At 71.2% G+C, this 12913-nt stretch carries 8 protein-coding genes; 5 read left to right on the top strand and 3 right to left on the bottom strand.

What is annotated here, in order from left to right; genetic code table 11:
• The first annotated feature begins 41 nt into the window (after window positions 1-41).
• Window positions 42-884 (top strand): helix-turn-helix transcriptional regulator, encoded by an 843-nt coding sequence (locus MMA15_RS26045; RefSeq protein WP_241062601.1) that lies wholly within the window; start codon window positions 42-44, stop codon window positions 882-884.
• Window positions 885-1009: 125 nt separating this feature from the next.
• Here the strand turns inward: MMA15_RS26045 and MMA15_RS26040 are convergent, their stop codons facing one another.
• Window positions 1010-2983, bottom strand: a complete 1974-nt coding sequence (locus tag MMA15_RS26040) for an ATP-binding SpoIIE family protein phosphatase (RefSeq protein WP_241062600.1) — start codon at window positions 2981-2983, stop codon at window positions 1010-1012.
• An 86-nt stretch (window positions 2984-3069) separates the two neighbouring features.
• Here MMA15_RS26040 and MMA15_RS26035 point away from each other — a divergent pair, with 86 nt between their 5' ends.
• The 3 genes from MMA15_RS26035 (at window position 3070) to aroQ (ending at window position 8918) form a co-directional block, all read left to right on the top strand.
• The gene (locus MMA15_RS26035) at window positions 3070-7581 is read left to right on the top strand and encodes a HAMP domain-containing protein (protein ID WP_241062599.1); all 4512 of its coding nucleotides are present in this window, start codon (window positions 3070-3072) and stop codon (window positions 7579-7581) included.
• Entirely contained in the window at window positions 7578-8303 is a 726-nt protein-coding gene (locus tag MMA15_RS26030) for a response regulator (RefSeq protein ID WP_241062598.1), read from the top strand. The genes MMA15_RS26035 and MMA15_RS26030 overlap by 4 nt, the downstream gene beginning before the upstream one ends.
• A 159-nt stretch (window positions 8304-8462) precedes the next feature.
• Window positions 8463-8918: a type II 3-dehydroquinate dehydratase gene (gene aroQ, locus MMA15_RS26025; protein WP_241062597.1), complete on the top strand. Its 456-nt coding sequence runs from the start codon at window positions 8463-8465 to the stop codon at window positions 8916-8918.
• Window positions 8919-8976: 58 nt separating this feature from the next.
• Here the strand turns inward: aroQ and MMA15_RS26020 are convergent, their stop codons facing one another.
• Together MMA15_RS26020 and MMA15_RS26015 are read right to left on the bottom strand one after the other, a co-directional pair.
• Window positions 8977-9198 carry a hypothetical protein gene (locus MMA15_RS26020; protein WP_241062596.1) on the bottom strand — a complete coding sequence of 74 codons (222 nt, stop codon included), beginning with the start codon at window positions 9196-9198 and terminating at the stop codon, window positions 8977-8979.
• Between the two features lie 153 nt (window positions 9199-9351).
• Window positions 9352-11514 carry an amylo-alpha-1,6-glucosidase gene (locus tag MMA15_RS26015; RefSeq protein WP_241062595.1) on the bottom strand — a complete coding sequence of 721 codons (2163 nt, stop codon included), beginning with the start codon at window positions 11512-11514 and terminating at the stop codon, window positions 9352-9354.
• A gap of 163 nt (window positions 11515-11677) precedes the next feature.
• Here MMA15_RS26015 and MMA15_RS26010 point away from each other — a divergent pair, with 163 nt between their 5' ends.
• On the top strand, window positions 11678-12787 hold the full coding sequence (locus tag MMA15_RS26010) for a LacI family DNA-binding transcriptional regulator (protein WP_308290593.1): 1110 nt from the start codon (window positions 11678-11680) through the stop codon (window positions 12785-12787).
• Window positions 12788-12913: the final 126 nt, after the last annotated feature.

Below are 12913 nucleotides of genomic sequence, written 5' to 3'. Positions count from 1 at the left end.
ACGGGGGTGAGGTCGCGCGGAGAGCGCGAGAGGGGACTGCCATGACGGATCCGGCCGAGTCCGGCGCCATACGCGCCGCACTGGCCAGGCTGCGCCGGACGACGGAGATCCCGGTGGCCTTCGCGGGAATGACCGGAGAGGGCCGCGGATTCCGCATCACGGAGTTGACCGGTACGACGACCCAGGCGCTGCGGGGCCTGGCCATCGCACCGGGCAACGGTCTCGGCGGCAAGGCCGTCGCCCTCGCGAGACCCGCGTCCGTCACCGACTACCGCTCCTCACGCGTGATCAGCCACGAGTACGACGCCGCCGTCGCGGCCGAAGGGCTGCGCTCGGTGCTGGCGGTGCCCGTGGTGGTGCGCCGCCGGGTGCGGGGCGTGGTGTACGCGGCGCTGCGGGAGTCGCTCGCGCTGGGCGACCGTGCCATGGACACCGCCGCCGACGCCGTACGGGAGCTGGAACAGACGCTCGCCGTACGGGAGGAGGCGCAGCGGCTGATGGAGACCCAGCAGACCGCCGTCGGCGACCCGCGTGCGTGGGAGGAGGTGCGCGAGGCGCACGCCGAGCTGCGTACCCTCGCCAACCGTGTGCCGGAGGGCGAGCTGCGGCAGGAACTCCTCGACGCCTGCGGGCGGTTGGCCTCCGCGTGCGGCCCCGGCACGGCCCGTGCCGGCCGGGCGGCGGAGACGGTCTCGCTCACCCCGCGGGAGGTCGACGTCGTCTCGTGCGTCGCGGGAGGCGGCACCAACGCCGCGGTCGCGGCCCGTACGGGGCTCAGGCCGGAGACGGTGAAGGCGTATCTGCGGTCCGCGATGCGGAAGTTGGGCACGCACACCCGGCTGGAGACGGTGGTGGCGGCGCGGCGGGCGGGCATCATTCCCTGACGCCGCCGTTCCCGGTGCTCGGCATGCGTGACGTCCCGGCTCCGGGTCCGCGGGGAGCGCGCCGCGGATGCCCGTGCACGCGGCGCTCGTTGCCCGGCATCAGGTCGGCTCGGCGGCCCGGGGGCTCAGCTCACCACCGCGTGCAGCACCAGGATCGCCAGGTCGTCCTCCACCGGCTCGGGCCCGAAGTCGTGCGCCGCCTGACGCACTCGCTCCGCCACCGCCATCGCCCCCATGCCGACGCAGCCCGCGAAGATCTCCGCCAGGCCGTCGTCGTCGTCCAACTGCCGCTGCCCGCTGCGCCGTTCGGTGACGCCGTCGGTGACGCACAGCAGGGTCTCCCCCGGCGCCAGCTCGAAGTCGTAGGCGGTGAAGTCGGTGCCCTCGTCGATGCCGAGCAGCATCTGCGACTCCACCACCGCCATCACGCTGCCGTCCTGCGACAGCTTCAGCGGCGGCGGATGCCCGGCGCTGGCGATGGTGCATCGTGCGCCGCCCGCGTTGGGGTGGGGCTCCAGCTCCCCGTAGACGAGGCTCAGGAAGCGCGGCTGAGCGCTCTCCCCGCCGACGGCCACGGCCTCGGCGCCCTCCTCCGCCATGGCCCCGTTCAGCCTGCTCAGCACGGACTCCACACCGTGGCCCTCACGGGCGAGCAGCCGCACCAGATGACGGGTCAGCCCGGTGACGGACATCGCCTCCGGGTCCTTGCCCTGTACGTCGCCGAGCAGGAACGACCAGCGGGTGTCGCTCATGGGGAAGAGGTCGTAGAAGTCGCCGCCGACGGTCTGCCCCATGGCGTGCGGCTCGTAGACGATCGCGGTCTCCACGCCCGGCAGGCTGGCCAGCGACGGCGGAAGCTGTCTGCGCTGCAAGGCCCGGCTGATGCTGGTCTGCCGCGTGTACTGGCGGGCCGTGACCACCGCCTGTGCCACCCGCCGGGCCACGTCCTCCACCGTTCGGGCCACCGAGCCGGTCATCTCCGTGGGGCCCGCGCGTCCGATCACCAGCGATCCCAGGCAGGTGCCGCCGGAGACCAGGGAGAAGGCCAGCGCCGCACCGCCGCGCCCCGACTGGTCCGCGCTCTCCGGCCATGGCCAGGGGATTCCCACGGTGCGCAGATTCGCGGGCGGCGGCTCCGGCTCCAAGGCGAAGCGGAGCGCGTCCACCTTGCGCTCGTCGACGTGCCATACGCGGGAGAGGCGCATCGCACCGGCCTCGGTGGTCAGCCATACGGCGACCCAGTCCGCCAGCCGGGGCACCAGCAACTGCCCGGCCAGCGCCGCGACCATGTCCTCGTCGAGCTGTCCGGAGAGCAGCTCGCTGGCCTCGGCCAGGAACGCCCCGCCGTGGTCGGCCCACTCGGCGCTGCGGCGCTGGTCGGCCCTGGGCGAGGAGGAGAAGATCTCCGCGGCGTCCAGCTCCCGGTGCATGGCCTCGCTCAGCGAGCCCGACGGCTTGGGCACCATCTCGGACAGAGCCAGCCGGAACCACACGACCTTCTCCGTACGCCGGTACGTCACGCCCCATGACTCGGAGAGGGCGCCGACGATCTGAAGCCCGAGCCCGCGGCCCCCGCGGCGTGCGGAGGAGTCTCCGGTGACCCGGCCGGTGGGCTGCCGGTCGGTCACCTCCACCAGTACGGCCGTGATGTCGACGGGCCTCCGGTCCGGCGTGGTGGCCCAGCCCGGCCCGGCCTCGTCGCCGCCTTCGGCCCTGCCTCGGCCCTCGCTCTCTTCCCCTCCCCGCTCGCCGCCGGTACCCGTGTCCGCGGCGTCGCGGTCAGGTGCAGGGGACCCCGCGCCCGACGTGGGGCGGGGCGTGGCGCCGGAGGCCCCGGCCGACGCCGGTTCCGTCTCGACGCCGCAGGCGACCTCGATCAGGGTCCCGGCGTGCATGAGGGCGTTGGTGGCGAGTTCGCTGACGAGGAGTTCGGCGTCCTCGGCCAGCCGTGCGGTCAGCCGCCCCGGCGTAGCGCTCGCTCGTGCCCACTTCTCGATCTCGGAACGTACGAGCGCACGAGCAGTGGATGGTGCGAGCTGACTCGTGGGCAGGGCCCTCCGCGACGCGGAATCGCTCAGGCCGGCGGACGGCAGTCGCACAAGCCTCTCCTGACTCGGATGTCACAGCGATAAAGCCTCTACAATAGGATAAAGCCATACATCCAGGATGGTTGGGATGGGATGCCATGGACGACCCCCAGGGCCGGTCGGTGCGCGAGGCTGAGCTGCGCCCCTTGCTGGGGGCCATGCGTTCGTTGAGTGACGGCGATTTCTCGGTGCGTGCCCCTGCCGGGAGCGAGGGAGTCCTTGGCGAGATCGCCGGGGCGTTCGACCAGATAGCCGCGCGCAACGAACACCTGGCCTCAGAGCTGCGGCGAATACGACGTGAAGTGGCCAAGGAGGGCCGGCTCGACGAGCGGGCCTCGGCGAGCCCGGGCCAGGGCTCCTGGGCCACCAACGTCGACGAGTTGAACCAGCTCGTCGACTCCCTCGCGACGCCCGTGACGACTGCGACCCGGGTACTGGAGTCGGTCGCCGACGGCGATCTCACCCAGCACGTCGAGCGGTACGACGGCAGGCGGGGGCGCAACGGGGACCTCGGCCGTCTCGACGACGGCCTGAACCGCCTCGTGGATCAGCTCTCCATGTTCACCGGGGAGATCACGAGGGTCGCACGCGAGGTCGGCACCGAGGGCAACCTCGGCGGGCGTGCGGACGTAGGGGAACTCTCGGGCGACTGGCGCCGGGTCGCAGAAGCCATCAACGTCATGGCCGAACGCCTCACCGGGCAGGTCCGGGACATCGCAGGCGTGACGACGGCCGTGGCCCGCGGCGATCTCTCGCAGAAGGTGATGGTGGAGACCTCGGGTGAGCTGCTGGATCTGAAGCTCACCGTGAACACGATGGTCGACCAGCTCTCCGCGTTCGCCGACGAAGTCACCCGCGTCGCACGCGAAGTCGGCACCGAAGGCAACCTCGGCGGACAAGCCGAAGTGCGGGGCCTGTCCGGGGCCTGGCGGGACCTCACCGACAACGTCAACCTCATGGCGTCCAACCTCACTTCACAGGTACGGAACATCGCCCAGGTGTCGGCCGCGGTCGCTCAGGGCGACCTCAGCCAGAAGATCACCGTCGACGCCAAGGGCGAGATCCTCCAGCTCATGGGCACCGTCAACTCGACGGTCGACCAGCTCTCCGCGTTCGCCGACGAAGTCACCCGCGTCGCACGCGAAGTCGGCACCGAAGGCAACCTCGGCGGACAAGCCGAGGTACGGGACGTCTCCGGCGTGTGGCGGGACCTCACCGACAACGTCAACCTCATGGCGTCCAACCTCACTTCACAGGTACGCAGCATCGCCCAGGTCGCCACGGCAGTCGCCGAGGGCGACCTCAGCCAGAAGATCACCGTCGACGCCAAGGGCGAGATCCTCCAGCTCAAGACCACGCTCAACACGATGGTCGACCAGCTCTCGGACTTCGCGGACGAGGTCACCCGCGTCGCACGCGAGGTCGGCACCGAAGGCAACCTCGGCAGGCAGGCGCAGGTGCGCGGGGTCTCGGGCGTGTGGAAGGACCTCACCGACAGCGTCAACTCCATGGCGCTGAACCTGACTTCACAGGTGCGCAGCATCGCCCAGGTGACCACGGCCGTCGCCAACGGAGACCTCTCCAAGAAGATCGACGTCGACGCACGCGGGGAGATCCTGGAGCTGAAGGACACCGTGAACACGATGGTCCGCCAGCTCCGCGCGTTCTCCGACGAGGTCACGCGCGTCTCCCGCGAGGTCGGCACGGAGGGCAACCTGGGCGGCCGGGCCCAGGTGCACGGCGTTTCCGGCGTGTGGAAGGACCTCACCGACAACGTCAACTTCATGACGACGAACCTGACTTCGCAGGTGCGCAACATCGCCCAGGTCGCCACGGCCGTCGCCAACGGAGACCTCTCCAAGAAGATCGACGTCGACGCACGCGGAGAGTTCCTGGAGCTGAAGACGACCCTCAACACCATGGTCGACACGCTCTCCTCGTTCTCCTCCGAGGTGACCCGCGTCGCCCGCGAGGTCGGCAGCGAGGGCCAGTTGGGCGGTCAGGCACGGGTCGAAGGCGTCTACGGCACCTGGAAGGGCCTGACCACCAGCGTCAACGAACTCGCCCTGAACCTGACGACGCAGGTCCGTGCGATCGCCGAGGTCGCCAGCGCCGTCACCCAGGGCGACATGTCCCGTTCCATCTCGGTCGACGCACGCGGCGAGGTCGCCGAACTGAAGGACAACATCAACGTGATGGTGGCCAACCTGCGTGAGACCACCCGTACCAAGGACTGGCTGGAGTCCAACCTGACCCGCATCGCCGGACTGATGCAGGGCCAGCGCGATCTCGTGGAGGTCGCCGATCTGATCCTGCGGGAGCTGACGCCGCTGGTGAACGCGCAGGCAGGGGCGTTCTTCCTGGTCGGCTCGGGTGGAAAGCCGGGCGAGGAGCTGGAGTTCATCGCCGGCTACGGCACGAGCGGCGGCGATGCGCCCGGCTCGCCCTCCTCCCCGCTGCGCGGACTGATCTCGCAGGCGGTCGCGGAGAAGAAGCGCATCCTCATCGAGGACGCACCGACGGACTATGTGAGGGTCGAGTCGGGGCTGGGCTCGGCGCCCGCGGCGAACATCCTCATCCTGCCGATCCTCTTCGAGGACAGGGCGCTCGGCGTGATCGAGGTCGCCTCGTTCAGCAAGTTCAACGAGATCTATCTGACGTTCATCGACCAGTTCGTCCACACCATCGGCGTCTCCATCAACACCATCCTGGCCAACGCCCGTACGGAGGTGCTGCTTTCGGAGTCCCAGCGGCTGACGAAGGAACTGCGTCAGCGCTCCGACGAACTCCAGCGCACCAACGCCGAGTTGGAGGAGAAGGCGGCGCTGCTCGCCACGTCCTCTCAGTACAAGTCGGAGTTCCTGGCGAACATGTCGCACGAGCTGCGCACGCCGCTGAACTCCCTGCTGATCCTGGCGCGGCTGCTGGCCGACAACCCCGACGGGCGGCTCTCCGATCAGGAGGTCGACTTCGCCACGACCATCTACCGCTCCGGCTCGGACCTGCTCCAGCTCATCAACGACATCCTGGATCTGTCGAAGGTCGAGGCCGGGCGGATGGACGTGCGGCCGCGCAGGCTGCCGCTGACGAAGCTGCTGGACTACGTGCACGCGACGTTCCGGCCGATGACCATCGACCGAGGTCTGGGCTTCGAGATCGCGGTGGGCGAGAACGTGCCGCGCGAGCTGTACTCCGACGAGCAGCGCATCCAGCAGGTGCTGCGCAACCTGCTGTCCAACGCGGTGAAGTTCACCTCCACCGGCGGTGTGGAGCTTCGCGTGGAGCGGCCGACCGACATGCAGTTCTCCGAACCGACGCTGCGCGACGCCGAGTCGGTGCTCGCATTCTCGGTGAAGGACACGGGCAGCGGCATTCCGCAGGAGAAACTTTCGGTGATCTTCGAGGCGTTCCAGCAGTCGGACGGGACGACGAGCCGGCGCTACGGCGGTACGGGGCTGGGGCTGTCCATCAGCCGCGAGATCGCCGGGCTACTGGGCGGCCGCATCGACGTCGAGAGCGAGGAGGGCGTGGGCTCACGGTTCACGCTCTACATCCCGGCCGTCTACCCGGGTGCCATCATGCCGACCGAGCCCCAGCCCTCGACGGGAGCCGCGGCGGTCGCCGGACGCGGGCGGGCCACCGACCGCGCAGTCGCGGCCGAGCCGCCACCCGTCGCGCTGCCGGAGGCGGAGCCTCTCGGACCCGCGGGTGCCGCGAGGACGCCGGAGCCGGGCGCTCCGACGGGTCCCCCGGGCGCCCCGGCGCCCGAAGCCGCCGGGACCGGAGCCCCCGCGCGGCCGGAGCCGCCGCCCGAGCGTGCGCCGAAGGGGACGCGGCAGGGCGGAACCACGGCGGCGACCTGGCCGGAGACTTCCGAACCGGCGCCCGCACCGGGCCGTGCCGCCCCGCCCGGGACGGCATCACCCCAGGTCGAGCCGGTCGGTCCGGAACGGGCCGCGGGCACCGAGACGCGGCACGCCGAGGGCGCTCACGACGCCTGGCCCGAGACGACGCAGCTCAAGCAGTGGCTGAGCGGGCCGATGGGCCAGGTCCTCGCGGGCACGCACGTGCTCATCGTCGACGACGACATCCGGAACGTCTTCGCGCTCACCCACGTACTGGGGCGGGTGGGCATCTCCGTGAAGTACGCCGAGAACGGCCGCGAGGGCCTGGACGTACTGGACCGCTCCCCCGAGGTGTCGCTGGTCCTGATGGACATCATGATGCCGGAGATGAACGGCTACGAGGCGATCCAGAGCATCCGGCGCACTCCGCGTCTGGCGGGTCTGCCCGTCATCGCGCTCACTGCGAAGGCGATGTCCGGCGACAGCCAGAAGGCGCTCGACAGCGGCGCCGACTTCTATGTGGCCAAGCCCGTCGACCTGGACGAACTGCTTCAGGCCATGTACGACCTGCTGGCCCGGGACCGCGGAGATAACGCCGCGGGGAACGGAGCCGGGGCCGCTGCCCCGCCGGCACCGGGCACCACCGGCACCCCGGAGGCCCCGGGCACACAGGGCTCACCCGCACCCCCCGGCTCACCCGGCACCGGCACCTACGGCACCGACGGCGCGGGCCCGGCCGCCGGACCCACGGGGCGGACGAGATGAGCGCGCCGGTACCCGACAGGTCGAGCATCCTCATCGTCGACGACATGGAGGAGAACCTCGTCGCGCTCGAGGCCGTACTGGGGCCGCTGGACCAGCAGTTGGTGACCGCACGCTCCGGCGAGGAGGCGCTGAAGGCGATGCTGCGGCAGGACTTCGCCGTGGTCCTGCTGGACGTGCTGATGCCGGGAATGGACGGCTTCGAGACGGCGAGCAACATCAAGCGCCTCGACCAGACCAAGGACGTCCCGATCATCCTGCTGACGGGTACGGACGTGGACGCCGACTACGCCTACCGCGGGTATGCGCTGGGCGCCGCCGACTTCCTCTCCAAGCCCATCGACCCGTGGGTGCTGCGTACGAAGGTCAACGTGTTCCTCGACCTGGACCGCAAGAACCGGCAACTGGCCGTCCAGGCCGAGCAGTTGCGCCGTCTCCTGGTCGCCGAGCACTCACCCCGCGGCCCCCAGGGCGGCGCCGCCGCGGCCGAGGGACCGCTGGAGGGCACCTGGTCCGAGGGCCAGGGCGTACAGCGGCAAGGCATGGGCGCGGGAAGGGGCGGCGCTGAACAGCTCGCGGCGATCACCGAGCGGCTTGTGCAGATCGAGATGATGCTGCGTGAGCGTGAGCCCTTCGGGGCGCCCGAACTCTCCGACCGGATCGCGGAGTTGGAGCGCGAGGTACGCCTGTTCGGCGCGGGCGGGGAGCACACCGAGCACGCCTGAGGCGGCCGTGTCGCCGCCGTGCGGGTCCCTATGGGCGCATGCGCCGCATGGGCCGCATGGGCCGGCAAGGGTCCGCCGTCACGGCACCGCGGCGGATTGGTATAAGTGACGAACCAGCTATAAGTAACGAACGTGTTCGTACATTGATGGGAATCGCAGATGCCGCACTCCGACGACGTCCCCGTGCTCGTGCTCAACGGCCCGAACCTCAATCTGCTCGGTCTGCGGGAGCCCGGGATCTACGGCAAGGAGACCCTGGCGGCGATCGAGGAGCTGTGCCGGGAGACGGCGCGGGCACACGGGCTGACGGCCGACTGCCGGCAGAGCAACCACGAGGGCGTCCTCATCGACGCCGTCCACGAGGCCCGCACCGCACACCGCGCGATCGTGATCAACCCGGCGGGATACAGCCACACCTCGGTCGCGCTGCGCGACGCGCTCGCCGCCGTCGAACTGCCCGTCGTCGAGGTCCACTTGTCCAACATCCACAAGCGGGAGCCGTTCCGCCACCACAGTTATGTCTCGGCCGTGGCCGACACCGTGATCTGCGGCGCCGGTTCACACGGCTACGCCCTGGCGCTGGCCCACGCGGCGACACTGGTGCGGGGGCGCTGAGCGCGCGGCCTCGCCCGCCCACGGCGGAACTCGCTTGCGCGGCCCGTGAGTTGGGCCGTCATTCGCGGTCACGCAGATACGGCGTGACGGACGCCGTGCCCATCACCCGGCCCGCACGGGCACGCCGCCGGGCCTCACGCAACTCGCTCCCGGCAGCCGCCTCGATCCGCAGTCCGTCGGCGCACGTGGCACCCCGGCGGCGTTCTCTGCGGACCAGGACCCAGGCCAACACACCGATGACCAGCAGCAGTACTGCGTCGACGACCAGAAAGACCGCCATCAGACCCCCGTTGTCCGTATGGACCACCAATCATCGGTTCTGCGGGCATCCGGCTGCCAGTCATTACGAGCCGGGCTACGGCACGTTGGCCCGTTCCTTACCTCGGACGGCACATGGCCGCAGGAACATGAGGCTCGGGAGCGCACCGGCCGATCACGACTCCTCGCCGCCCTGCGCCGCTTGGGCCTCCTCCGCCTGCTCCACCGTCGCCACGCCCTCCGGCAGCCCCGTCACGCGGGCGGTGCCGCCCGCGTCCACGGTGACCTCGAACTCCCGCTCCCCCAGGCGCAGTCCGCTCGCCCGCAGCGGCAGATATCCGGCGGCCATGCGCGGCTGCACGGTCAGGCGCCCGGCCGGTGCGTCGGCGCTCAGCCCCAGTGCGGCCTGAAGGACCGTCACCGCCGACGCCGCGGACCACGCCTGCGGGCGGCAGGCCGCCGGGTAGGGCGCCGGCCGGGTGTCGGTGCCCGTGCCATGACCGGCGAACAGTTCCGGCAGCCGCCCGTCGAAGGAGGCCGACGCCCTCACCAGCCCGGCCGACAGCGAGCGGGCGACGTCGTGGTGCCCGTCGCGTACGAGGCCGTGTACGGCGATGGCGGTGTCGTGCGGCCAGACGGTGCCGATGTGGTAGCCGAGCGGACTGAATCCGCCGGAGCCGGCCGCGAGCGTGCGCAGCCCGAAGCCGCAGTCGAGGTCCGGGCCCGCGAGGCGCCCGGCGACGAGCCGGCTCTCCTCCTCGTCCAGCAGCCCGGTGCCCAGCAGATGGCCGATGTTCGAAGTCAGCGCGTCCAGGGGCTTCTTGTCGCGTCCCAGGGCGATGGCCGGGTAGGGCCCGTCGGCGTCCTCGACCCAGAAGCGCTCGCGGAAACGCAGCTTCAGCCGCTGCGCCCACTCCTCCCAGCGATCCGCACCGGGCCGTGAGAACGCGCGCAGCAACTCCGCGGCGCACAGGGCCGCTTCATGTGCGTACGCCTGCACCTCGCACAGCGCGACCGGCGGTTGGGCGAGGGTGCCGTCGCGGCGGCGCACCGCGTCGCCGGAGTCCTTCCAGCCCTGGTTGGCCAGCCCGCGCCCGGTGCTGTCGACGTATTCGAGGAAGCCGTCCCCGTCGGCGTCGCCGTACTCGTCCATCCACTTCAGGGCCGACTCGGCGTGCGGCAGCAGGAGTTCGACGTCCTCGGGCGGCATGCCCCAGCGCCAGGCGTCGTGCAGCAGCGTCACCCACAGCGGCGTCGCGTCGACCGTGCCGTAGTAGCAGGGCGGTACGGACAGGCCGTCGCCGAACTCCAGCCCGTCCCGGCGTATTTCGTGGAGGATCTTGCCGGGCTGCTCCTCGGTCGCCGGGTCGCTCTTGCCGCCCTGGCGGCGTGCGAGGGTACGCAGCGTGCCGGCGGCGAGCCCGGTGCCCAGCGGCAGCAGCATGCGGGCGGCCCAGACGGAGTCCCGTCCGAAGAGGGTCAGGAACCAGGGTGCGCCTGCGGCGAGGAAGGTGTCGGCGGGCTCCAACGGATCGGCCAGCAGCAGCGATCCGAGGTCTTCGCATGAGCGGGCGAACCAGTGGTCGAGGCCGCGGTCGGCGGTCCTCAGCGCCGCCCCGGACGACAGTGCGGCGCGTGCCGCGGGTGCCGCGGGGCTGAACGCGGCGCCCTTCGAGTCGTCGACGGTGCAGCGCAGTTCGGTCTGCCAGCGCTCTCCCGGGCCGAGTTCGACGCTGTAGCGCAGCTCGGCGGCCTCAGCCGGGCCGTGTACGGCGGCGTCGGGCGCGGGAGCGCACACCAGCCGCGCCGTCAGCTCGCCGTCGCTCCAGGCCAGCCCGTCCGTCTCGATCCGCGGGGCCGAATCCGGCACCGGGCGGCCGGACTTGACCGCCTCCAACGGCGCGAAGTCGCTTGCGGCCCGCAGTGTCAGGCGTATGGGCACGGACGTCAGACCGGCGTTGTGCAGGGTGATCGTCTCCCGCAGTTCCCCCGGCTCCACGGTCCGCCGGCGCTCCAGGGTGACGGCGGGGTCCGGGCTGTGCTCGGCGAGTCCGCGCAGCACCGTACGGAACGAGGCGCGGTCGGCTGAGTCGGGGCCGCCGCTGATGGGGGCGTTGGGCACGTCCTCGGCGAAGGCGACCAGCATGGACAGGGCGCGGCGGTCGCCGTGGTAGAAGCCGTCGGGGCCCTCGCTGATCTGGCCGTCGGCCCGTGAGACCGCCATGCCCGGCGCGCAGAGGGTGATGCAGGCGTCGTGCAGGAAGGGCTGTAGCTCAGCCGGGGCGGGGGGTGCGCTCGTGGCGCCTGTGCCGTCATGAGTCTTGACAGTTGTCTCCACGTGGGCGCAACCTCTCAGCCATTGGATCGATCAAAAAAGACCCTAGCAAAGAGGTCAAGGGCGCGAATTGCCCTTTTTGCAGGGCCAGATCGTCCGGTTACGTCAGTGTTCGTTCAGTGTTGGTCCGTCGTCGTTCCGCCGTCGCCCGGGGAGTCCTTCCGCCATGCCGCCTCGTTCCGAACCGTCGCCGCCCGTGTCCGGCCAGGGTGCGGGTGCGGGCTCCGGCACGGGCACGGGCTCCGGTTCGGGTTCGGGTCCGGGCTCCGGAACGGTGACCATGGCGATGGTCGCCCGCCGCGCCGGTGTCTCCACGCAGACGGTCTCGAACGCGCTCAACACCCCCGATCTGCTGCGCCCGGAGACCCTGGAACGTGTCCGCCGTGCGGTCGACGAGATGGGCTACCGCCCTCATCGCGCGGCCCGTTCGCTGCGTACGCGTGCCAGCAGGCTCATCGGATTCGGGATAGAGCCGGCGGGCCCCGGCAACATGGTGCTCGACCGTTTTCTGCACGCCCTGTCGGAGACGGCCGACGCCGCTGGCTACCGGCTGCTGCTGTTCGCCGCCGGGTCCGGACAGCGTGAACTGGCCGCGTACGAGGAGCTGTTGGGCGAGCACGGCGTGGACGCGTTCGTGCTCAGCAACACCGCGCACGGCGACCCGCGCCAGGCGTGGCTCCATGAACGCGGCATCCCGTTCGTGGCGTTCGGCCGTATGTGGTCCGAGCAGAAGATCGGCGACTGGGTCGACGTCGACGGCGCGGCGGGCACCGAGTCGGCCGTGGAGCGGCTCGTGGCCGAGGGCCACGAGCGGATCGGCTTCCTCGGCTGGCCGCCCGGTTCCGGTGTCGGCGACGACCGGGCCGAGGGCTGGCAGCGTGCGCTGCGTGCTCACGGCCTGGAGGACCCGGACCTGCGTGTGCACAGTCTCGACGACGTGGCCACCGCATCCCGCGCCGTGCGGCCACTGCTCGAAGCGGGCGTCACGGCGGTCGTCGCCGCCAGCGACACGCTCGCCCTGGGCTGCTACCGCGCCGTCACCGACGCGGGAGGAACCCCGGGGCGTGAGGTGTCCGTGGTCGGCTTCGACGACTCGGCCGTCGCCCCCCTGCTCTCTCCCGGACTCGCGAGCGTGGCGCAGCCGCTCGGCGATGTCGGCCGGGAGGCGATGCGGATGCTGCTGGCCCGCATGGCCGATCCCGCGAAACCTCCCGAACGGGTGCTGCTCCCGCCCGCTCTCGTCGTACGGGCCAGCCTCGGTGCCGCCTCCGGCTGACGCCGGGCTGCCATCGCCACCGCCCGTCAAGCTCCACCCCGTCAAGTCCCGTCCCGTCCCGTCGAGTTCGTACTACGAGGACTCCTCGCGACTCCCGTAATCCCACGGAATTCCCAGCCCACGATC

It is taken from the genome of Streptomyces marispadix, from assembly GCF_022524345.1.
GTDB lineage: Bacteria > Actinomycetota > Actinomycetes > Streptomycetales > Streptomycetaceae > Streptomyces > Streptomyces marispadix.
Note: the sequence above shows the minus strand (reverse complement) of the source record. Positions and strands in the feature narration are given on the sequence as shown.